This is a genomic window from Bradyrhizobium zhengyangense (assembly GCF_022012555.1).
GTDB lineage: Bacteria > Pseudomonadota > Alphaproteobacteria > Rhizobiales > Xanthobacteraceae > Bradyrhizobium > Bradyrhizobium zhengyangense.
Genome location: NZ_JAKLTZ010000002.1, coordinates 1,035,785 through 1,057,974 on the forward strand (window position 1 = coordinate 1,035,785; position 22,190 = coordinate 1,057,974).

General features: G+C 64.6%; 20 protein-coding genes. 8 read left to right on the forward strand and 12 right to left on the reverse strand.

Annotation, left to right across the window (positions count from 1 at the left end):
• Positions 1–119: 119 nt before the first annotated feature.
• The 6 genes from L6639_RS10155 to L6639_RS10180 all read left to right on the forward strand — a co-directional run bounded on the left by L6639_RS10155 (position 120) and on the right by L6639_RS10180 (position 7,065).
• Positions 120–680, forward strand: a complete 561-nt coding sequence (locus L6639_RS10155) for a F0F1 ATP synthase subunit delta (RefSeq protein ID WP_237861231.1) — start codon at positions 120–122, stop codon at positions 678–680.
• Entirely contained in the window at positions 680–2,209 is a 1,530-nt protein-coding gene (gene atpA / locus L6639_RS10160; RefSeq protein WP_237861232.1) for a F0F1 ATP synthase subunit alpha, read from the forward strand. The genes L6639_RS10155 and atpA overlap by 1 nt, the downstream gene beginning before the upstream one ends.
• Positions 2,210–2,351: 142 nt before the next feature.
• Entirely contained in the window at positions 2,352–3,224 is an 873-nt protein-coding gene (locus L6639_RS10165; RefSeq protein ID WP_237861234.1) for a F0F1 ATP synthase subunit gamma, read from the forward strand.
• Positions 3,225–3,305: 81 nt separating this feature from the next.
• Positions 3,306–4,739, forward strand: a complete 1,434-nt coding sequence (gene atpD, locus L6639_RS10170) for a F0F1 ATP synthase subunit beta (protein ID WP_237861235.1) — start codon at positions 3,306–3,308, stop codon at positions 4,737–4,739.
• A gap of 86 nt (positions 4,740–4,825) precedes the next feature.
• Positions 4,826–5,233, forward strand: coding sequence for a F0F1 ATP synthase subunit epsilon (locus L6639_RS10175; RefSeq protein ID WP_237861236.1), 408 nt, complete (start codon positions 4,826–4,828; stop codon positions 5,231–5,233).
• 155 nt (positions 5,234–5,388) lie between these two features.
• Positions 5,389–7,065, forward strand: a complete 1,677-nt coding sequence (locus L6639_RS10180) for an adenylate/guanylate cyclase domain-containing protein (RefSeq protein WP_237861239.1) — start codon at positions 5,389–5,391, stop codon at positions 7,063–7,065.
• Positions 7,066–7,181: 116 nt separating this feature from the next.
• Here the strand turns inward: L6639_RS10180 and L6639_RS10185 are convergent, their stop codons facing one another.
• From L6639_RS10185 to proB, 10 genes are all read right to left on the reverse strand, one after another.
• Entirely contained in the window at positions 7,182–7,682 is a 501-nt protein-coding gene (locus tag L6639_RS10185) for an RNA pyrophosphohydrolase (RefSeq protein WP_237861240.1), read from the reverse strand.
• 123 nt (positions 7,683–7,805) lie between these two features.
• Complete coding sequence (locus tag L6639_RS10190) at positions 7,806–8,312, reverse strand: RNA pyrophosphohydrolase (RefSeq protein WP_237861241.1); 507 nt, start codon at positions 8,310–8,312, stop codon at positions 7,806–7,808.
• A 66-nt stretch (positions 8,313–8,378) separates the two neighbouring features.
• The gene (locus tag L6639_RS10195) at positions 8,379–9,596 is read right to left on the reverse strand and encodes a divergent polysaccharide deacetylase family protein (protein ID WP_237861242.1); all 1,218 of its coding nucleotides are present in this window, start codon (positions 9,594–9,596) and stop codon (positions 8,379–8,381) included.
• Positions 9,597–9,755: 159 nt separating this feature from the next.
• The gene (locus L6639_RS10200; protein WP_237861243.1) at positions 9,756–11,123 is read right to left on the reverse strand and encodes a S41 family peptidase; all 1,368 of its coding nucleotides are present in this window, start codon (positions 11,121–11,123) and stop codon (positions 9,756–9,758) included.
• A complete protein-coding gene (locus L6639_RS10205) occupies positions 11,120–12,490 on the reverse strand; it encodes a murein hydrolase activator EnvC family protein (protein ID WP_237861319.1) in 1,371 nt (456 codons plus the stop codon). Before L6639_RS10205 ends, L6639_RS10200 begins: the two co-directional genes overlap by 4 nt.
• A 45-nt stretch (positions 12,491–12,535) precedes the next feature.
• Positions 12,536–13,018 carry a 23S rRNA (pseudouridine(1915)-N(3))-methyltransferase RlmH gene (gene rlmH, locus L6639_RS10210; RefSeq protein ID WP_237861244.1) on the reverse strand — a complete coding sequence of 161 codons (483 nt, stop codon included), beginning with the start codon at positions 13,016–13,018 and terminating at the stop codon, positions 12,536–12,538.
• Between the two features lie 94 nt (positions 13,019–13,112).
• Complete coding sequence (gene rsfS / locus L6639_RS10215) at positions 13,113–13,469, reverse strand: ribosome silencing factor (RefSeq protein WP_237861245.1); 357 nt, start codon at positions 13,467–13,469, stop codon at positions 13,113–13,115.
• 198 nt (positions 13,470–13,667) lie between these two features.
• A complete protein-coding gene (locus tag L6639_RS10220; protein WP_237861247.1) occupies positions 13,668–14,312 on the reverse strand; it encodes a nicotinate-nucleotide adenylyltransferase in 645 nt (214 codons plus the stop codon).
• A gap of 23 nt (positions 14,313–14,335) precedes the next feature.
• The gene (locus L6639_RS10225) at positions 14,336–15,631 is read right to left on the reverse strand and encodes a glutamate-5-semialdehyde dehydrogenase (RefSeq protein ID WP_237861248.1); all 1,296 of its coding nucleotides are present in this window, start codon (positions 15,629–15,631) and stop codon (positions 14,336–14,338) included.
• Positions 15,632–15,800: 169 nt separating this feature from the next.
• Positions 15,801–16,922 carry a glutamate 5-kinase gene (gene proB / locus L6639_RS10230; protein ID WP_237861249.1) on the reverse strand — a complete coding sequence of 374 codons (1,122 nt, stop codon included), beginning with the start codon at positions 16,920–16,922 and terminating at the stop codon, positions 15,801–15,803.
• A gap of 198 nt (positions 16,923–17,120) precedes the next feature.
• Between proB and L6639_RS10235 the strand changes: the two genes are divergently transcribed.
• Positions 17,121–18,086, forward strand: a complete 966-nt coding sequence (locus L6639_RS10235; protein ID WP_237861250.1) for a Bug family tripartite tricarboxylate transporter substrate binding protein — start codon at positions 17,121–17,123, stop codon at positions 18,084–18,086.
• 43 nt (positions 18,087–18,129) lie between these two features.
• On the opposite strand, the gene L6639_RS10240 is transcribed toward L6639_RS10235, so the two are convergent.
• Together L6639_RS10240 and obgE are read right to left on the reverse strand one after the other, a co-directional pair.
• The gene (locus L6639_RS10240; RefSeq protein ID WP_237861251.1) at positions 18,130–19,764 is read right to left on the reverse strand and encodes an alkaline phosphatase family protein; all 1,635 of its coding nucleotides are present in this window, start codon (positions 19,762–19,764) and stop codon (positions 18,130–18,132) included.
• 227 nt (positions 19,765–19,991) lie between these two features.
• On the reverse strand, positions 19,992–21,032 hold the full coding sequence (gene obgE / locus L6639_RS10245) for a GTPase ObgE (RefSeq protein WP_237861252.1): 1,041 nt from the start codon (positions 21,030–21,032) through the stop codon (positions 19,992–19,994).
• Between the two features lie 155 nt (positions 21,033–21,187).
• On the opposite strand from obgE, the gene L6639_RS10250 reads away from it, so the two are divergent.
• Positions 21,188–22,186, forward strand: a complete 999-nt coding sequence (locus L6639_RS10250; RefSeq protein ID WP_237861253.1) for an ABC transporter substrate-binding protein — start codon at positions 21,188–21,190, stop codon at positions 22,184–22,186.
• The last annotated feature ends 4 nt before the right edge of the window (positions 22,187–22,190 follow it).

The window sequence follows — 22,190 nt, forward strand, 5'->3', positions numbered from 1 at the left end:
ACTTCCCGTGCTGGTCGAAAATCGAAGTCCCGCTTGAATTCCAAGGGCTTGGATCGCTAGGCGCCGCTTCGTGGCGACGGTTTTTCCCTTGCGAATTTGACAGCTAAAAGAGCGCGTCTGTGGCTGCAGAAGATACGTCCGTTTCAGGTGTGTCGGGCCGTTATGCAACGGCCTTGTTTGAACTGGCTCGTGACCAGAAAGTGGTCGACGAGGTCAAGGCCGATCTCGAGAGGTTCGAGGGGCTATTGACCGAAAGCGCCGATCTGAAGCGCCTCGTCCGCAGCCCGGTTTTCGCGGCCGATGCCCAGTCCAGGGCCCTTTCGGCCGTTCTGGACAAGGCCGGCATCGCCGGCATCACCGCCAATTTCCTCAAAGTGCTGACCGCCAACCGCCGCCTGTTCGCGGTGGCTGACGTCATCCGCGCCTATCGCGCCCTCGTTGCCAAGTTCAAGGGCGAGGCGACTGCGGATGTCACGGTCGCGGAAGCGCTCTCGGACAAGAATCTCGACGCTCTCAAGGTTGCCCTGAAGTCGGTGACCGGCAAGGACGTCGCGCTCAACGTGAAGATCGATCCCTCGATCATCGGTGGCCTCGTCGTGAAGCTTGGCAGCCGCATGATCGATAGTTCGCTTCGCACCAAACTCAATTCGATCAAGCACGCGATGAAAGAGGCAGGCTGATGGACATCCGCGCCGCGGAAATTTCCGCGATCCTCAAGGACCAGATCAAGAATTTCGGCCAGGAAGCTGAAGTCTCCGAAGTCGGACAGGTGCTGTCCGTCGGCGACGGTATCGCTCGCGTCTACGGTCTGGACAACGTCCAGGCCGGTGAAATGGTCGAGTTCGAGAACGGCACCCGCGGCATGGCGCTGAACCTCGAAACCGACAACGTCGGTGTTGTTATTTTCGGTGCCGACCGTGAAATTAAGGAAGGCCAGACCGTCAAGCGCACCCGCGCCATCGTGGACGCGCCGGTCGGCAAGGGCCTGCTCGGCCGCGTCGTCGACGCGCTCGGCAACCCGATCGACGGCAAGGGCCCGATCCAGGCCGACAAGCGTATGCGCGTCGACGTCAAGGCGCCCGGCATCATTCCGCGCAAGTCGGTGAGCGAGCCGATGGCGACCGGCCTCAAGGCGATCGACGCCCTGATCCCGATCGGCCGCGGCCAGCGCGAGCTGATCATCGGCGACCGTCAGACCGGCAAGACCGCGATCGCGCTCGACACCATCCTGAACCAGAAGCCGCTCAACGCGCAGCCGGACGAGAACATCAAGCTGTACTGCGTCTACGTCGCGATCGGCCAGAAGCGTTCGACCGTCGCACAGTTCGTGAAGGTGCTGGAAGAGCAGGGCGCGCTCGAATACTCGATCATCGTCGCCGCCACCGCCTCGGATCCGGCGCCGATGCAGTACATCGCGCCGTTCACCGGTTGCACCATGGGCGAGTATTTCCGCGACAACGGCATGCACGCCGTCATCATCTATGACGATCTGTCCAAGCAGGCCGTCGCCTACCGCCAGATGTCGCTGCTGCTGCGCCGCCCGCCGGGCCGCGAAGCCTATCCGGGCGACGTATTCTATCTGCACTCCCGCCTGCTCGAGCGTGCGGCGAAGCTGAACAAGGACCAGGGCTCGGGCTCGCTGACCGCGCTGCCCGTGATCGAAACCCAGGCCAACGACGTGTCGGCCTACATTCCGACCAACGTCATCTCGATCACCGACGGCCAGATCTTCCTGGAAACCGACCTGTTCTTCCAGGGCATCCGTCCTGCGGTGAACGTCGGTCTGTCGGTGTCGCGCGTGGGTTCGTCCGCGCAGACCAAGGCCACCAAGAAGGTCGCCGGCAAGATCAAGGGCGAGCTCGCGCAGTACCGCGAAATGGCGGCTTTCGCGCAGTTCGGCTCCGATCTCGACGCCTCGACCCAGCGCCTGCTGAACCGCGGTTCGCGCCTGACCGAGCTCCTGAAGCAGCCGCAGTTCTCGCCGCTGAAGATGGAAGAGCAGGTCTGCGTGATCTGGGCCGGCACCAACGGCTATCTCGATCCGCTCCCGGTCAACAAGGTGCGCGCGTTCGAGGATGGTCTGCTCTCGCTGCTGCGCGGCAAGAACGTCGAGATCCTCAATTCGATCCGCGACAGCCGCGATCTCTCCGACGACACCGCTGCCAAGCTGAAGTCGGTGGTCGAAGGTTTCGCGAAGAGCTTCGCGTAAGTGCCGTCACGGCCGGGCTTGGTCCCGGCCATCCGCGCCTATCGGCGTGTGAGGCACCACGTGGATGCCCGGGACGAGCCCGGGCATGACGACTGGATAGGTTTGCGATCAGGCCAGAGGGTCGGATCGTCGGGGACGAAGAATGGCGTCACTTAAAGACATGCGCGTCCGCATCGCCTCCACCAAGGCGACGCAAAAGATCACCAAGGCCATGCAGATGGTCGCGGCTTCGAAGCTGCGCCGCGCGCAGACCGCCGCGGAAGCTGCACGTCCCTATGCCGACAAGATGAGCGCGGTGATCTCCAACATCGCCAGCGCTGCTGCGGGATCGCCCGGCGCGCCGACGCTGCTGGCCGGCACCGGCCGCGACCAGGTTCACTTGCTGCTGGTCTGCACCGGCGAGCGCGGCCTGTCCGGCGCCTTCAACTCGTCGATCGTGCGTCTCGCCCGCGAACGTGCCCAGGCGCTGATGGCGCAGGGCAAGGAAGTGAAATTCTTCTGCGTTGGCCGCAAGGGCTACGAGCAGCTGCGCCGCCTGTTCGACAAGCAGATCGTCGAGCATCTCGACCTGCGCAGCGTGCGTCAGCTCGGCTTCGTCAACGCGGAGGACATCGCCAAGAAGGTTCTGGCGCGGTTCGACAACGGCGAGTTCGACGTCTGCACGCTGTTCTACTCGCGCTTCCGCTCGGTGATCGCGCAGGTCCCGACCGCCCAGCAGGTCATTCCGCTGGTCGTCGAGGAGGGCGCGGCCGCCAACACGACGTCTTACGAATACGAGCCGGAGGAGGACGAGATTCTCACCCGTCTTCTGCCGCGCAACCTTGCGGTCCAGATCTTCCGTGCGCTGCTCGAGAACAACGCCTCGTTCTACGGCGCGCAGATGAGTGCGATGGACAACGCGACGCGCAACGCCGGTGAGATGATCCGCAAGCAGACGCTGGTCTACAACCGTACGCGTCAGGCGCAGATCACCAAGGAACTGATCGAAATCATCTCGGGCGCCGAAGCCGTCTAGCCAGGACGCATCGGTACCCATCAATGCAACATCCCGGTCGATTGACCGTGGCTTACTAGTTCGGATCGAAGGAGACATTCAATGGCAGCCCAGGTCGGTCGCGTCACCCAGGTCATCGGCGCCGTCGTCGACGTGCAGTTCGAAGGCCACCTCCCGGCCATTCTCAACTCGCTCGAGACCAAGAACGGCGGCAACCGCCTGGTGCTCGAAGTCGCCCAGCATCTCGGTGAGTCCACCGTCCGCACCATCGCGATGGACACCACCGAAGGTCTGGTCCGCGGCCAGGAAGTGACCGACACCGGTTCGCCGATCCGCGTTCCCGTCGGCGAAGGCACGCTCGGCCGCATCATCAACGTCATCGGCGAGCCGATCGACGAAGCTGGTCCCGTCAAGACCGAAGGCCTGCGCGCGATCCACCAGGAAGCGCCGACCTACACCGACCAGTCCACCGAGGCTGAAATTCTCGTCACCGGCATCAAGGTCGTCGACCTGCTCGCTCCCTATGCCAAGGGCGGCAAGATCGGCCTGTTCGGCGGCGCCGGCGTCGGCAAGACCGTGCTGATTCAGGAGCTGATCAACAACGTCGCGAAGGCGCACGGTGGTTACTCCGTGTTCGCCGGCGTCGGCGAGCGCACCCGCGAGGGCAACGACCTCTATCACGAGTTCATCGAGTCCAAGGTCAACGCCGATCCGAAGAATCCCGATCCGAGCGTGAAGTCGAAGTGCGCGCTGGTGTTCGGCCAGATGAACGAGCCCCCGGGCGCCCGCGCCCGCGTCGCGCTCACCGGTCTGACCATCGCGGAAGACTTCCGCGACAAGGGGCAGGACGTGCTGTTCTTCGTCGACAACATCTTCCGCTTCACCCAGGCCGGCTCGGAAGTGTCGGCGCTCTTGGGTCGTATTCCCTCGGCCGTGGGTTATCAGCCGACGCTCGCGACCGACATGGGCGCGCTGCAGGAGCGCATCACCACCACGCAGAAGGGCTCGATCACCTCGGTGCAGGCCATCTACGTTCCGGCCGACGACTTGACCGACCCGGCGCCGGCGACCTCGTTCGCCCACTTGGACGCGACCACGACGCTGTCGCGCTCGATCGCTGAAAAGGGCATCTATCCGGCGGTGGACCCGCTCGACTCGACCTCGCGCATGCTCTCCCCGCTGGTCGTCGGCGAGGAGCACTATTCGGTCGCCCGTCAGGTCCAGCAGGTGCTGCAGCGCTACAAGGCGCTCCAGGACATCATCGCCATTCTCGGCATGGACGAGCTTTCGGAAGAGGACAAGCTGACCGTGGCCCGCGCCCGCAAGGTCGAGCGCTTCATGTCGCAGCCGTTCCACGTCGCCGAAATCTTCACGGGTTCGCCGGGCAAGTTCGTCGATCTCGCCGACACCATCAAGGGCTTCAAGGGCCTGGTGGAAGGCAAGTATGACCACCTGCCGGAAGCCGCCTTCTACATGGTCGGCACCATCGAAGAGGCGGTCGAGAAGGGCAAGAAGCTGGCGGCGGAAGCCGCCTAAGCTGGCGAATTGCTGATGGGGAGTGGCGAATAGCTGCTCCCTCGTCTGCCTCTCGCCATTCGCTACTCACCATTCGCAGGTTTGTTATGGCCACCTTCCACTTCGATCTCGTCTCTCCGGAAAAGCTCGCCTTCTCGGGCGAGGTCGATCAGGTCGACGTCCCCGGCTGGGAAGGCGATTTCGGCGTGCTCGCCGGGCATGCTCCTTTCGTGGCTGCGGTGCGGCCGGGTATCCTGACCATCATCTCCGGCGGCCAGAAGCAGAAGGTCATCGTGCTCGGCGGCCTTGCGGAAGTTTCCGACGATCGTCTCACCGTGCTCGCTGACGTCGCGACCTCGCTGGACGAACTCGATCGGGCGCAGTTCGCCGACAAGATCGCGGAAATGCAGGAGAAGCTTTCAGAGCACGAAGGCTCCGAGCTCGATCTCGCGATTGCGCGGCTCGACCACTACAAGAGCATCCAGCAGGAGCTCAACACGACGGCGATGCACTGACGCTGCGTCGCGCCCGCGTCGCGCCGCGCGGCCTTTCAGAATTCTGCAACAAAATCAGCGCTCGTTACGGAAGTGGCGGGCGCTGAAACTTTGTTGCACCGCGCCGGAGATGGCGGCATTCTGCGCCCGCAGATTTGTTCCAGGGCTGGGTGCAGATGAAACGCAAGATCGCGGCGATTTTCGCGGCTGATATTGCCGGCTACTCGAGGCTCGTTGCGGAGGACGAGGAAGAGACGCTGCGGCGTCTGGCGTCCTACCGCGAGGTCATCGACGATTTCATCGCAAAGGCGAGCGGCCGCATCTTCAACACCGCAGGCGATGCCGTGCTCGCGGAATTCCCGAGTGCGGTCGACGCGGTGCGCTGCGCGATCGACATCCAGGAGAGCTTGCGAACCCGCAACATGGCCTATCCGCCGAGCCGGCAGATGTCGTTTCGTATCGGCATCACCATCGGCGACGTCGTCGAGCGCGATGGCGATCTGCTCGGCGACGGCGTCAACATCGCGGCTCGGCTCGAGGGTTTGGCTGAAGTCGGCGGCATCTGCGTCTCCCGCGCCGTGCACGAGCAGGTTGCCAACAAGCTGTCGGTGCAGTTCGCCGATATCGGCGCGCAGGAAGTCAAGAACATCCCGACGCCGGTGCACGCCTACATGGTCGCGATGCGGCGCGAGGACGGGACTTACGCAACGCCGCAAGTGAAGAAAGTCGCCAAGGCTGCGCCTGCGCCGAACTGGATGTGGCCGCTGGTGGTCGGCGTGGTCTCCGTCGTCGCCATCGGCGTCGGCGGCTTCCTGTATTTCACCAAGCTCGAGACCTCACACGTCACGTCCAGCCCGGCAACGTCCACGGCCGCTGCACCCGCGTCGAGGCCGGTCACTGCGCCGTCACCCAACCCGACGCCGACGATGGCTGCAAAGGCGCCGGCACCTTCGCCGACCCCGACATCGGCGCCGACCCAAACGGCTGCCGCGACACCGACGCCGATCCCGTCATCGCCCGCTGCCTCCACCGGCAAGATCGCGGTGGAGGCGGTGCCGTTCATCGGCGAGCGCCAGCGTGCCTTTCTCAGCAACGAATACGCGGCCGCTGGAGATCACAAGGCTTATGCCTTGAACATCGGCGGGTTCTTCGGCACGGCGCTCAATCAGCCGACCGAGGAGGCCGCGCGCAACGGCGCGGTCGACCAATGCCAGAAGCGCGCGGACGCCGCGCAATCGCCGCGGCGTTGCGAGCTCTATGCGGTCGGCAACAAGGTGGTCTACAGCCACGGTGGTCCGCCGATGCCGCCGCAGCCCTGGTTTCGGCACGACGCCATCACCGAGCGCGCGTTTGCGCCGAAAGATTTTCCAATGGTGCGCGAGCAAGCCAGAACCAGACTCGAAAACATTTACATGCAGGCGGCGAAATCACGTTCGGTCGCGCTCGGTCCGGGCGGACAATATTTCATGGCGCTGGGAGCGACCTCGGTCGACGATGCCGCGCGACGCTCGCTGGAATCCTGCGGCGCGATCGCGGGCGCTGCCTGCATGACCGTGGCGGTCGACGACGTCTTCGTCGTGCCGGTCCCGACCCTGCTCAGGGTCACCGGCTTCTTCCACGCCGCGACCAATCCCTCGATCGTGGCCGATGCGCGCGATGAAGTCGTGCGCAAGCTCGGCGACGCCATGGGCTGGAATGCGGTCGCGGTCGGCACCGCCGGCCGCCCCGGCCTCGGCCTGAAGGCCGCCGAGGAGCAGACCGCGATCAGCGGCGCGCTCGCCGACTGCGGCAAGCACGACAGCGACTGCCACGTGATCGCGGTCGGCCCATTCACGGTGGGGCCGCTGAATTAGCGCGAGCGTAGCGCGATTGCTCTGATTTCGCCCGATTTGTCCGCGGCTTGGTTTCGACCACCGCGCATTTCGCCCGCAATCCCCGTTCTACTGTGCACGGGGTTGTTGTCGCGTCTTCATTTGGCGAAGGGCGCGAACTCTTGCGCCACCGCCCGGTAGACCTGGCGGCGGAACGGCACCACGATGTCGGCGACGCGGTCGAGGCGCTCCCAGCGCCACGCATCGAACTCGGCGGGCTGGCCGTTGCGCGGCGTCAGCGGGTCGATCTCGTCATCCTGACCGGTGAAGCGCAGCGCGAACCATTTTTGGCGCTGGCCACGAAATTTCGCCAACCGGTGCGTCTGCGGTCCGTCATAGGGCGGGAATTCGTAAGTGAGCCAATCGGTCTCGCCGAGATAACAGGCGCTGACGACATTGGTCTCCTCCCAGAGCTCGCGCATGGCCGCATCGCGCAAGACCTCACCCTCGTCGACGCCGCCTTGCGGCATCTGCCAGTCGAGTCCGGGCAGGATGATCTCCGGGCCGTCGCCCTTGAAGCGGTGCCCGACCAGCACGCAGCCGTCGGCATTGAACAGCGCGATGCCGACATTGGGACGGTAGGGTTTTTCGTTGGTCACTGCTGCATCTTTCGTCATTCCGGGACGCGCGAAGCGCGAAGCCGGAATCTCGAGGTTCCCAGATGCGCGATTGCGCACCATGATGCGATGCTGTCGCATCGCTCCGGAACGACGGCAAATCATTTAGCCGTCCGCGAGTGCGGAAAATTCCTTCACCACGCGCTCATAGACCGGACGCTTGAACGGGATGATCAGTGAGGGGAGGTTCTTCATCGGCTCCCAGCGCCAGCTGACGAATTCGGCCTTGTGGCCGCCGCCGCCGGGCTTCTCGACATTGATCTCGCTGTCCTTGCCGGTGAAGCGCACCGCGAACCACCTCTGGCGCTGGCCGCGATAGCGGCCCTTCCAGGCGCGCCCCGCGACCGTGCGCGGGATGTCGTAGATCAGCCAGTCCGGCACCTCGCCTAGTCGCTCGATCGAGCGCACGCTGGTCTCTTCATAGAGCTCGCGCTTGGCGGCTTCCCAATTGTCCTCGCCGGGATCGACCCCGCCCTGCGGCATCTGCCAGACATGGCTGTCGTCGACATGCTCGATGCCACCGGCGCGACGACCGATGAACACCAGGCCTTCAGTGTTGAGCAACATCACCCCGACGCAGGTTCGGTAGGGCAGATCCTCATAACGCGCCATTCCACCAAACCTCTCGCGTGCTACCGGCCGGGCCATCGGGAAGCCCTGCCGTACCAATTCTTTGATTTAGCTGGATTTTGATTTCAGCATCGCGGTTGTCAATGGCACCAATAGGATACCCCGGTCGTTCAATGTCTTGATCCAGGCGCCGACCCGTTCGATCGAGACCGGCAGGGCCGAGGCCGTGCCGATGGCGACGCCGCGCTCTCGTGCCGTCGATTCCAGCTTGTTCAGGGCGCGGTCGATCTCGGTCGGGGTCGGCACCGCGTCGAGCGCGATGTCGCCCTTGCCGAACGGCACCGCGAGGCTCCCGGCCGCCTGTGAGGCGATGCTGCGGGGCGAGGAGCCGTCATCGAAGAAGCCGAGGCCGCGCCTGGAGGCCTCGCGGATGATCGGCTGCATCGCCGCATCAGTCGCGATGAAGCGGGCGCCCATGAAATTGGTGAGGCCGGCATAGCCCTGCATCCGGCTGAGGTGCCAGTACAGGCGGTCGGTGTTCTGGTCGGGGGTGAGCGAGGTCAGCAGCGTCTGCGGGCCGGGATCGTTGTCGGGGAAGTCGTAGGGCTCCATCGGGATCTGCAGGAAGATCTCGTGGCGCTGGGCGCGGGCCCGCTCGGCGAGCTTGCCGGGGTCGGCGCCGTAGGGTGTGAAGGCCAGCGTCACCGCGCCCGGCAGCTTCATGATCGCATCGGTGGTCTTGGCGGCGCCGACGCCGAGGCCGCCGATCACGATCGCCACGACAGGCATCTTCGCGGCCTTGGCGCGGTCGGCCTCGGCGGCATAGACGTTGAACGGCTTGAGGTCGCCCGAGATCGCGGGGATCATGCCGTAGCGGGACTTCTCCAGCAGCTTTGGATCGATCCCGTTCATGACGGGCGGCGGCGCGGAAGCCGCCTCGCCCTTGTCGGCGGCGTCGCCCGCGCCGATCACCACGTCATGGCGCGCGCCGGTCGAGCCGTCGATCATGGTGATGGTCTTCTGGTCGCCGGCCTGCTTCGGCGCGTCCTTGGTCTCGTGCTTGCTCTCTTGCTTGGCTGCCTGGTCATGGCCGGAAGCCGCAGGCTTCTCGTCGGTGGCTTTGGGATCGCGAATCGCGATCCGCGTCATCGGCTCGCCGCCGAGCGGGTCCTTGTTGAAGATGGCAAAACCGGCAAAGGCGACCAGGAACAGGCCGAGCATGACGGCCAGCAGTTGCATGACGGTGAACGGCAGCCGCAGCCGCCGTTTCCGGCGCGGCTTGTCCTGTCCGAGCGGGGCGCTCAGATCATCGGCCGTTTCAGTCATGCGAGATCCCGAATCACTCAACCCGACGATACCACGCCAAGGTCAAGTGGCGGCAGGCCGGGATAGGCCGGGGGGATCAGGAGTTCCAAGCAAAAAGGTCGGCAGCAAAAAAGGGCGACTCCTGGAGCCGCCCTTTTCAATCAATTGCCGAGGTTGCGCTTAGTTTGCTGCCTTGGGCTTGTCGGCCGCGGCCTTGTCGGTCGTGGCGCCGGGCGCCGGCGTCGGCGCCGCATTGGCGCTGTTCTTGATGCCGTGGAGCAGGTCGTCGGCCATCTTGAGTGCCTTGTCGTCCTTGGCGTCCGGCGGGACGTAGGATTGCGAACCGGTCTTCTCGTCGCCGTCGTTCTTGAGGTGGCCGCGCAGCGAAGCTTCGCCCTTGGTGTCGGTGCGGGACTTCAGCTCGTCCGGCACGTCCTGGAGCACTTCGATATCAGGCACGATGCCCTTGGCCTGGATCGACTTGCCCGACGGCGTGTAGTAGCGCGCCGTGGTCAGGCGCAGCGCGCCGTTGCCCGAGCCGAGCGGGATGATGGTCTGCACCGAGCCCTTGCCGAAGGAGCGCGTGCCGACGATGGTCGCGCGCTTGTGGTCCTGCAGCGCGCCGGCGACGATTTCCGAGGCCGAGGCCGAACCGCCGTTGACGAGCACGATTACAGGCTTGCCCTTGGTGAGGTCGCCAGCATGCGCGGTGCGGCGCTGGGTCTCCTCGGCATTGCGGCCGCGGGTCGACACGATCTCGCCCTTCTCCAGGAACGAGTCGGACACGGTCACGGCCTCCTCGAGCAGGCCGCCCGGATTGTTGCGGAGGTCGATGATGTAGCCCTTGAGCTTGTCGCCGATCTGGCCAGAGAGGTTCGCGACCTCCTTCTTCAGGCCTTCGGTGGTCTGCTCGTTGAAGGTGGTGATGCGGATATAGGCGATGTCGTCGGCCTCGACGCGCGCGCGCACCGAACGGACGCGGATGTTGTCGCGCACCAGGGTGACGTCGATCGGATTGTCCTGGCCCTTGCGGATGATCTTGAGCTTGATCTTGGTGTTGACGGGGCCGCGCATCTTCTCGACCGCCTGGTTCAGGGTCAGGCCCTGAACTGCTTCATCGTCGAGATTGGTAATGATGTCGTTGGCCATGACGCCGGCGCGCGAGGCGGGCGTATCGTCGATCGGCGAGACCACCTTGATCAGGCCGTCTTCCATCGTGACCTCGATGCCGAGGCCGCCGAACTCGCCGCGGGTCTGCACCTGCATGTCACGGAAGCTCTTGGCGTCCATGTAGCTCGAATGCGGATCGAGACCTGAGAGCATGCCGCTGATCGCGGATTCGATCAGCTTGGTGTCGTCGGGTTTTTCGACATAGTCGGAGCGCACGCGCTCGAAGACGTCGCCGAACAGATTGAGCTGGCGATAGGTGTCCGCCGTCGCGGCTCGCGCGCTGGAGCCCATGAACACCGCGCGCGGCTGGGTCACGAACAGCGTCAGCGCCGCACCGGTGGCCGCGCTGAGGAGGATAACTGAAGTCTTGCGCATCATCCGCGAACCTTCTCGCCTTCATTTGCGGCCCACCATGGGCCTGGATCGATTGGAGTGCCGTCTTTGCGGAACTCGACATACAGCACAGGTTGACTCGCGTTGGTGGCGAGAATGGAGGCGACTTGAGATGTCGACCCCATGGTCGCGACCGGCTCCCCAGTGAGCACAAACTGTCCGATGTTTACCGAAATGCGCTCCATCCCGGCGATCAGGACATGATACCCGCCCCCGGCATTGAGGATCAAGAGTTGTCCATAGCTGCGGAACGGACCGGCATAAACGACCCAGCCATCGCACGGCGTCGTGACCTGGGAGCCGGGCTTGGTCGCCAGCGAAATACCCTTCTGGACCCCGCCGACCCCGTCGGAACCGCCAAAGTCCCTGATCTTGTTACCGTTAACCGGCAGCGGCAGGAGCCCCTTGGCCGAGGCGAACAGGATGGCCGGGCTGGTCCGGGAGCGGTCCTTGAAGATGGCTGGGCCCGGTTTGGCGTTGGCCGCCGCATTCGCAGCCGCGGCCTTGGCTTCTTTGGCCTCCTTGGCCTCGGCCTGCTTGGCGGCCTCGGCGGCCTTCTCGGCCGCCTTGGCGGCGCTTTGCAGGTCCTGCTCCATCTTGGCGATCAGGCCCTGGAGATCGCCGACCTGCTTTGACAGCGTGATGGCGCGCGAATTCTCGGCGTCGAGGTCCTTTTCGCGCGAGGCCTGCTGGCGCTGCCGCTCGTCGACAAGTGCGGCGAGCCGGGTCTGGTCGCTGCGGATGTTGTCACGGTCGGAGGCGAGCTGGTCGCGCTCGGCCGCGATGTTCTTGCGCAAGGCGACGAGCTCGCCGAGCTCGCTTGCGATCTTTTCCGCGCGACCGCGCAACTCCGGCACGACGGCGCCGAGCAGAATGGCTGTGCGCAGCGATTGCAGCGCATCCTCGGGCCGCACCAGCAGCGCCGGTGGTGTGCGCCGTCCGGCGCGCTGCAAGGCCGCCAGCACCTCGACGATATCGGCGCGGCGCGAATCGAGCGAAGCGCGCGCCTGCTGCTCGCGGCCGTTCAGCGTCTTCAGTCGCGCCTCGGCCTCGTCGATCTTGGTCTCGACGGTGCGGACATTGGCGGCGGTATCGATCAATTGCTGATTGAGCTGAGTGCGGTCCTGGCCGAGCGAGGCGATCTCGGCCTTCAGCTTGGCCTGCGCTTCCTCAGCGCTCTTCTGCCTGGCGCGCGCGGCTTCCAGCTCCTGCTCGCGCTGCTTGATTGCGTCAGGCGAGATGGCTGCGGTCTGAGGCGCCGGTGCAATTGTCTGACCTTGCGTCTGAGCTTGTGCGAGGCTTGTGCCGGCGCAGCTCGCAATCAGCAGCAAATTGAGGATCGGCGCTCGCATCTGTTGGACAAGGTTCTCGGACAAGGTGCTCGTTGTGGGCGCGAATCACGCGCGATGATAGGGGTGGCCGGCCAGAATGGTGGCGGCCCGATACAGCTGTTCCAGAAGCATGACGCGGACCATTTGATGCGGCCAGGTCGCAGAGCCGAACGCGATCGCGAACTTGGCCTTACGGCGCAATTCGGGCGAAAGTCCGTCCGCCCCTCCGATCACGAAGATAGTATGACCGGCGCCCTCGTCGCGCCAGCGTCCGAGATTCCGTGCGAATACGGTGGAATCGAGGTTTTGTCCGCGCTCGTCCATCGCCACCAGAATCGATTTATCGGGAATATGCGCTGATATCGCCGCGGCCTCTTCGGCCATGCGGGTTGCGGTGTCGCGCGCGCGGCTCTCGGGGATTTCGTGGATGGTCAGCTCGCGGAATCCGAGCTTGCGGCCTGCCTCGTCGAACCGCTCGAAATAGCGGTCGGCAAGCTCCCGTTCGGGGCCCTGCTTCAGCCGGCCCACCGCAATGACTGCAACACGCATGAGGTCTCGGAGTCGTGTTTTCATGACCGCGCGCATTCCGCGCGCGCACGACGCTAGCATGCGCGTCAGCCGATTCGAAATCGGCCAAGTAGGCCTAGATCGCCTTCGCCGCCCCTGGGCCCTGCGTGTACAATCTCTCGAGATTGTAGAACTCGCGGACCTCGGGTCTGAACACGTGCACGATCACATCGCCGGAATCGATCAGCACCCAGTCGCAATTGGGCAAGCCCTCGACATGGACGTTCTTGATGCCGGTTTCCTTGAGGCTCTTCGTCACGTTCTCCGCGATCGCGCCAACGTGCCGGTTCGCACGGCCCGTGGTGACGATCATGTAGTCGGAGTATGCCGATTTGCCGCGAAGGTCGATGGTGACCGTCTCTTCCGCCTTCATGTCCTCGAGGCGGGAGAGGATCAGGCTCAGCGTCTTGTCGGCGTCGGGTTGCGCCTTCAAGGCCGCAGCTTGGGTCGATGTTTTACGCGTAGGCTTAGCACCCTTGGGTAAAACAGACTTGGACAATACAGATGTGGTCAGGGACCATTCCTTTCACTGTATCGCGAACGCCGAATCCGGCGCCCACTGGCTACACTACATCATGTGGGGTTAAGGGTTTCAATATGCCAGAGAGCCCGTAAATCCCCACACTCCGTCTCACTTCGTACCTTTCCAGCTCCCGTCCAGGTTCCGCAAGCCCGTCGAGGAGAGGTTGAGCTTCAATCCGGTCAAGAAGACCCAGGCCGGCGCCGGCCGATCCGCAAGCAAGGCTGCCTCATTCTCCGGCAGGCGATAGCGCGCAAGCGCCTGGGCGGCGGGGGAGGCGAGGGCGCGAAAACTCTGCGGCGGGCGATCGATGACCGCCATCGGCACCTGGTCGGCGATGCGCCGCCAATGCTGCCAACGGTGGAATTGAGCGAGGTTGTCGGCGCCCATAATCCAGACAAAGCGCAAGCCACTGAGACGGCGGCGCAAGGTGTTGATCGTGTCGATAGTATAGCGGGTGCGAATGACGGATTCGAGACAGCTCACCTCGATCCTGGAATCGTTGGCGACGTCGCGCGCTGCCTGCATGCGCTCGCCGAGTTCATGCAGGTTGCCGTTCTCCTTGAGCGGATTCCCTGGCGTGACCAGCCACCAGACGCGATCGAGCTGAAGGCGCTTCAGCGCGAACTGACTGATGGCGCGATGCGCCTGGTGCGGCGGATTGAACGAGCCACCGAGCAGGCCGATGCGCATGCCTTCGGTGTAGGGCGGGATGGCCTGCGCCACGAAGCGTGGCGCGACGAAATTGTTACTCAATGCCCCGCGCCTCGCGCCATGCCTTACGGCCGCGTCTGTCCTGTGCCATGAACGCGATATTTGAAACTCGTCAATTGCTCGGCACCAACAGGACCACGGGCGTGGAAGCGGCCGGTGGCGATGCCGATCTCGGCGCCGAAGCCGAACTCGCCGCCATCGGCGAACTGGGTCGAGGCGTTGTGCAGCACGATCGCTGAATCGACTTCGCTGAGGAATTTCTTTGCAGCTGCGTCGTTCTCGCTCACGATCGCATCGGTGTGGTGCGAGCCGTGGTCCTGGATGTGCGCGATCGCGCCGTCAACGCCGTCGACCACCTTCGCGGCGATGATCGCGTCGAGATATTCGGTGTCCCAATCATCTTCGCTGGCGGGTTTAACGCGCGCGTCGGCTTTCTGCACGGCGTCGTCACCGCGCACTTCGCAGCCGGCCTCGAGCAGCATCTCGACCAGCGGCTTCAGAGTCTTGCCGGCAGCAGCGCGATCGACCAGCAGCGTTTCGGCCGCGCCACAGACGCCGGTGCGGCGCATCTTGGCGTTGAGCACGATCTCCTTCGCCATGGCGAGGTCGGCACTGGCATCGACATAGACGTGGTTGACGCCTTCGAGATGCGCGAACACGGGCACCCGCGCTTCCTGCTCGACGCGCGCGACGAGGCTCTTGCCGCCACGCGGCACGATCACGTCAATCGAACCGTTCAATCCCGATAGCATCATGCCAACGGCCGCACGGTCGCGCGTCGGCACCAGCGTGATCGCAGCTTCGGGAAGTCCCGCTTCGCGCAGCCCCTGGACGAGACATTCGTGGATCGCGCGGCAGGAGCGGAAACTGTCGGAGCCGCCGCGCAGGATCACGGCATTGCCCGACTTCAAACAGAGCACGCCGGCGTCCGCCGCAACGTTGGGGCGGCTCTCGAAAATCACGCCGACGACGCCGAGCGGCACACGCACACGCTCGATGGTCATGCCGTTCGGCCGCTGCCAGCTTTCGGTGACGATGCCGACGGGATCGGCAATGCCGCGCACGATTGCGATGCCTTCGGCCATGCCCTCAACCCGCGCCGGCGTCAGCGTCAGGCGATCGATGAAGGCGGAGGTCGCGTTGCCGGAGGCGCGAGCTTCCGCGACGTCTTCGGCATTGGCGGCGAGGATCGCAGCGGCATGCTTGCGGATCGCGCGCTCCATGGCCTCAAGCGCCCGGTTCTTCTGCTCCGGCGGCGCCAGCGCCAGCACGCGCGCGGCGGCGCGGGCACGGGTGGCGAGATCGGACATCAGCGCCTGAAGATCGGCATTGCCGTCGACGGCTTTGAGAGGGGCGGCCATGGGAGTTCAACCTTCTGCTAAGGCGGTGTCCTAGCATGGAAATCCCGCTTTTGCGAAGGGCAGGGAGGGTATGGCAGGGCTTCGGGAGACGGCTGCTGGGCTCGGCCACTGGCCCAGCTTCCGGCGGCCGGGACAAGCCCGGCATGACGGTTCGGCCGCTCTTCGGCCCTTACCCGCCCACCACCAGATCGTCGCGGTGGATCATCTCCGAACGGCCGCTGATGCCAAGGATGAGCATCACGTCCGGGGACGAGCGGCCCTTGATCCGCTCGGCGACCTCGGCGTCATAGGCGATCAAGCCGCGGCCGACTTCGCTGGTGTCGGGGCCGCGGACGATCACGGCGTCGCCGCGGGCGAACTGGCCCTCGACCTTGATCACGCCGGCCGGCAGCAGGCTGGCGCCGGCGCGCAGCGCCGTCACGGCGCCCGCATCGATGGTCAGCGTCCCCTTCGGCTCCAGCGTGCCGGCGATCCAGCGTTTTCGCGAGGTGATGGGATTGGCCGGGGTCAGGAACCAGGTGCAGCGGCCGCCATTGGCGATCGCCTGCAAGGGATGCTCGATCTTGCCTGATGCAATCAGCATGTGCGTGCCGCCCGTCGTGGCGATCTTGGCCGCCTCGACCTTGGTGCGCATGCCGCCGCGCGACAGCTCGGACTCGGCGTCTCCAGCCACCGCCTCGATCTCCGAGGTGATGCTCTCGACCACCGGGATCAGCTTTGCGTTGGGATTGTTTTTCGGCGGGGCGTCGTAGAGCCCGTCGATGTCGGACAGCAGCACCAAGAGATCAGCGCTCGCCATGGTGGCGACGCGCGCCGCGAGGCGGTCATTGTCGCCGTAGCGGATCTCGGTGGTGGCGACCGTATCGTTCTCGTTGATCACGGGGATCGCGCGCCATTCCAGCAGCTTGCCGATAGTGGAGCGGGCATTGAGATAACGTCGACGCTCCTCGGTATCCTGGAGCGTCACCAGAATCTGTCCGGCGCCGATACCGTGAGCGCCGAGCACCTCCGACCAGATCCGCGCCAGCGCGATCTGGCCGACAGCGGCGGCCGCCTGGCTTTCCTCCAGCTTCAGCGGCCCGCGCGGCAATTTGAGCCGGCTGCGGCCGAGCGCGATCGAGCCGGAGGACACCACGAGGACGTCGCGGCCCTCCTTGTGCAGCTTCGCCATGTCGTCGGCGAGCGCAGCCAGCCACGACGCCCGCACCTCGCCCCGGTCGGAATCGACCAGCAGCGCGGAGCCGACCTTGACGACGATGCGGCGGAATTGACTGAGTTCGGGGCTTGCCATGTTCGTATATGCTGGCGCGTACGGCGAAATTGCTCAGGAAACGGCGGAGCGACAGGCGGCGCCGATGAGGCTGCTTTTGCAGCAGGACGATGGCCGGCGCAAGGCGGCAGGCCCGGTAAACGGCGAAGGTCGGTCTTGTTTTGGGCGCTGGCCCGGTTCTAATGCCGCCAACCAACAACGGGCTGGACGAGGAAACGAATGGATCGCCGTAAATTCATGGCCGGATGTCTCGGGTTACCGCTATTGGCGCAGGCGGGCGAGGCGGAGGCGCAGGCCGGGCTGACAAAGATCATCTTCCCGTTTGCGGCAGGAGCCGGCGGCGACACGCTGTGCCGCTTGGTCGCGCAGGAAATAGCCCCGATGCTGCAGCGGACCGTCGTGGTCGAAAACCGCACCGGCGGCGACGGCCTGATCGGCATCAAAGCGGTGAAGGGCGCGAGCCCCGACGGCAGCATGGTGCTGGTGACGACAGGGCCCACCATGTACCTGCTGCCGATGGTAGAGACGACGCCGAGCTTCGACACCGCGAAGGATTTCATGCCGGTGTCGTTGCTGGCGCGGTTCGAATTCGCGCTGGTGGTTGGCCCAGCCATGGACGTCTCTGACTTCAAGGGATTCGTCGCCTGGCTGAAGGCGCATCCCGACAACACCTCGTTCGGCGTGCCGAGCAACGGCACCATTCCGCACTTCGCCGGCTCCAAGCTGGAAAGGGATCTCGGCATTCCCCTGACGCGCGTGCCCTATCGCGGCAGCGCGCCGATCCTCAACGACATCATCGGCGGCCACATTTCTTTCGGGATTACCACGGTGGCGGACGCGCTGCCGCAGCATCGCGCCAAGGGCGTGAGGATCATCGCCATCTCGAGTGCGGAACGCTCGCCGTTCGCTCCCGAGGTGCCGACGCTGAAGGAAAGCGGCATCGATCTCGTGGCGGACGCCTGGTACGGCATGTGGCTTCCCGCCGGCAGCCCGCCGGAGTTCGCGAGCAAGCTCGGCGCGGCCGCAGCCGCCGCGCTTGCCAAGCCCGACGTGAAGGAGAAGCTCACAGCGATCGGGCTGATTCCGGTCGGCAGCAGCGCCGATGGGCTGACCAAGGAGCTCGCCGCCAACACGGCGTTCTGGCAGCCGATCGTGAAGGCAACGGGATACAAGATCGAGAATTGAGGTCTTCTCCCTCGCCCCGCCTACGGGGAGATGGAAGAGCAGCTCACATCTTTGCGCGTTGCGCGATGCCGTCCTTGATCGCAGCGAGTTCGGCTTCGTCCCAGATGCCGATCAGAATCCCGCCCTTCACCTGGAGCTGGCTGTCCGCATAGTTCGCGATTTTTTCGCGCGGCGTGGTGATGTGGTCGTTGGGATGCAGCGCCCAGTCGAACAGCTCGGCCTGGAGCCGTGCGATGATCGCGGCGCATTCAGGGTCATCGCCGCGATCGACGTATTCCTGCGGATCGGCTTCAAGATCATACAGCATCGGGCGGAAGCCGGAGGCGTGGATGTATTTCCAGCGGCCATCGAACACCATGAACAGACGACAGCGTTCGATCGGCTGGTTCAGCTTCAGCCGCACGTCCTGCATGGCGTAATCGTATTCGGAGAACGCCACCTTGCGCCAATCAGCCGGCGTCGAGCCGCGCAGCAGCGGGAGCAACGAGCGCCCTTCGAGGATGTGGCCCGGCACCTTGCCGCCGAAATAATCGACGAAGGTCGGCGCGAGATCGATGCCTTCGACCAGCGCATCGCTGCGTGTGCCGCGCGTGGCGTCCGCTTCTTGCGATGGGTCGATGATGATCAGCGGGATCTTCGCCGACTGCTCGTGGAAAAGGTCCTTCTCGCCCATCCAGTGATCGCCGAGATAGTCGCCGTGATCGGAGGTGAACACGATCATGGTGGCTTCCGTAAGGCCGCGCTCCTCCAAGAACCTCATCAGCACGCCCATCTGGTCGTCGATCTGGGTGATCAGGCCCATATAGGTCGGGATCACCTTCTCGCGGGCCTCATCGCGCGCCATGTTGCGGGAGTAGCGCATGTCCATGTAGGCGCCGAACACCGGATGGGGATTCTGCCGCTCGCGTTCGGAGCGGATCACCGGGATCATGTCTTCAGTCGAATACATGCTGGCGTAAGGCTCGGGCGCGATGTAGGGCCAGTGCGGCTTGATGTAGGACAGATGCAGGCACCACGGCCGGCCATCGGTCTCGGCCTCGCTGATGAAATCCATCGCGCGCCGCGTCATGTAGGGCGTCTCGGAATGCTCGTCCGGCACGCGCGCGGCCTTGTCGGCGTGCACCAGCAGCCAGCCGTTCTGCAACGAGCCGTCTTCCGCCGCACCTGAGTTCGCCCAATGCTCCCAGGGATTGGGGGCTTCAAAACCTTGCTGACGCAGATACTCGTCGTATTTCGGCCGCGGGCGGCCGGTCGGATGCAGGCCGTCGTCGCGCTCATAGGGCTCGAAGCCGCATTCGGCGACGTGCACGCCAATGACGGATTCCGGCGGAATGCCGAGCGCCTTCATGCCTTCGAGATCAGGCGCCATATGGGTCTTGCCGACCAGCACGTTGCGCACGCCGATCTTCTTGAGGTGATCGCCGAGCGTCGGCTCGCCGACGCGCAAGGGCCAGCCGTTCCAGTGCGAGCCGTGCGAGCGCATGTAGCGGCCGGTGTAGAACGACATCCGCGACGGGCCGCAGATCGGCGATTGCACATAGGCCTTCGAGAACAGCACGCCATGCTTCGCCATGGCGTCGATGTTCGGCGTCTTCAACGTGGGATGGCCGGTGCAGCCGAGATAATCATAGCGAAGCTGGTCGCACATGATCCAGAGAACGTTCTTCGCGCGCGCCATGCCTATCGCTCCGGTCATTTCTTGATTGTTCGATGCTGCGCTATCGCGGTTGCGATGACAAGCTAGTGATGCGTACGCCAGCAACCTCACACTCCGCTGTCGTCCCTGCGAAAGCAGGGACCCATAACCACAGGGAGAGGTTTGGCGAAGACTGGTCGTGTGAGACTGCAGCTATCCGCAATCGAGAGATCACGCGGTATGGGTTCCTGCGTTCGCAGGGACGACGGCTACGCCGACCACGGCTCCGCTTCGGCCGCGCTCTTGGCCTTGGCCGAGACAGGGCTTTCGCCGATCACCGCGACCAGCGCGCGCAGCGCTTCCTTGACGCCCTGGCCGGTCGCGCCGGACATCAGCAACGGCGTCTTCTTGGCCGCGCGCTTCAGCCGGTCCTTCTGCTTCTTCAGCTCGTCCGGCTCGACGGCGTCGATCTTGTTGAGCGCGACGATCTCGATCTTGTCGGTGAGCAGCCCGCCATAGGCGTCGAGCTCCTTGCGGACGGTCTTGTAGGCCTTGCCGGCGTGCTCGCAGGTGGCGTCGACCAGATGCAGCAGCACGCGGCAGCGCTCGACATGGCCGAGGAAGCGGTCACCGAGGCCAGTGCCTTCATGCGCGCCCTCGATCAGGCCGGGAATGTCGGCGAGCACGAATTCACGGCCGTCGGCATTCACGACACCGAGCTGCGGATGCAGCGTGGTGAAGGGATAATCCGCGATCTTCGGCTTGGCAGCGCTGACCTTGGAGAGGAAGGTCGACTTGCCGGCATTGGGCATGCCGATGAGGCCGGCATCCGCGATCAGTTTCAGCCGCAGCCAGATCCAGCGCTCTTCGCCCACCTGGCCGGGATTGGCGTTGCGTGGCGCGCGGTTGGTCGAGGTCTTGAAATGCGCGTTGCCGAAGCCGCCATTGCCGCCCTCGGCCAGCACGAACTTTTCGCCGACATTGGTGAAGTCGTGGATCAGCGTCTCGCGATCTTCGTCGAAGATCTGCGTGCCCAGCGGGACCTTCAGCACGATGTTCTTGCCGTTGGCGCCGTGGCGGTCCGAGCCTGAGCCATTCTCGCCCTTCTGGGCCTTGAAGTGCTGCTGGTAGCGGTAATCGATCAGCGTGTTGAGGCCGTCGGCGACCTCGATGATGACGTTGCCGCCGCGGCCGCCATTGCCGCCGGAGGGGCCGCCGAACTCAATGAACTTCTCGCGGCGGAACGCCACGCAGCCGTTCCCGCCGTCACCGGAGCGGATATAGACCTTTGCTTCGTCGAGGAATTTCATGGGTCATAGGTAGGCCAGCCTGACACCCGCGGCAACCCGGGTTTGCCCGCAAATCGGCCGAAATTTCAGCGATTTTCGTCCCGTGCTTAACCGGCCGGCACTGTCGTGTCGGCCCGATATGATATAGCGGAACCGAACTGGGGAGTGGCGTTGGCATGCGGCGACGGGAGTTCATCGGGGGCACAATTGCGGCCGCGCTGCTGTCGCGCGCCGGTGCGCAGCCGGTCGCCGCCAGGAAGCGCCTTGCGATCTACAGTCCTTCGGAGCCGTCGGCGCAGATGCAGGAGGACAGCGACAATCGCTATTACCGGGCGCTGTTCGCCGAGCTGCGACGGCTCGGCCAAATCGTCGATGACAATCTCATCGTCGAGCGCTGGGGCGCGGAAAAGGCCGGCGCCGGCGCTCCGACCCTGGTCGAGGAGGTGGTGCGCAGCAACCCCGACGTGATTTACGTGGTCGGGCTCGGCGCGTTGCTGTTCAAGCGCGCGACGTCGACGATCCCGGTCGTGGCGCTGACGGCCGATCCGGTGGCACAGGGGCTTGCCGCCAGTCTCGCGCGTCCGGGCGGGAATTTCACTGGCGTCAGCGTCGATACCGGTCCGTCGATCCATGGCAAGCGCATCGCGCTGTTGCGCGAAATGTATCCAAAACTTGGCAGACTCGCGTTCATCACCTTGCGCGGCGCATGGGAAGGTCCGCAAGGTCCAAGCGTGCGTGCGGCTGCAACAGCGGCTGGGGTCGAGGTCGTCCCGTGTCTGGTCGATTTTCCAACGACGGAAGCGAGCTATCAGGATCTCATCGCCAGGATTCGCCCCGATGGGGCCGATGCCATCATGGTCGGCGACAGTCCCGACGTCATGACCAAGCGCGCCATCATCGCGGCAAAGATCGCTTCGATTGCGCTTCCTGCGATCTATCCCCTGGCCGACTTTGTCGATGTCGGTGGTCTCATGACCTATTCGTTCGACCTCGTCGAATTGAACAAGCGCGCGGCGAACAACATCGATGCGATCCTGCGCGGGACGCCGCCCGGCGAGATCCCGTTTTACCAGGCCTCCAAGTTCGAGCTGGCGTTGAACCTCAGGACCGCCAAGGCGCTGTCGCTCGATGTGCCCGCAACGCTGCTCGCGAGCGCGGATCGGGTGGTCGAATGACGCG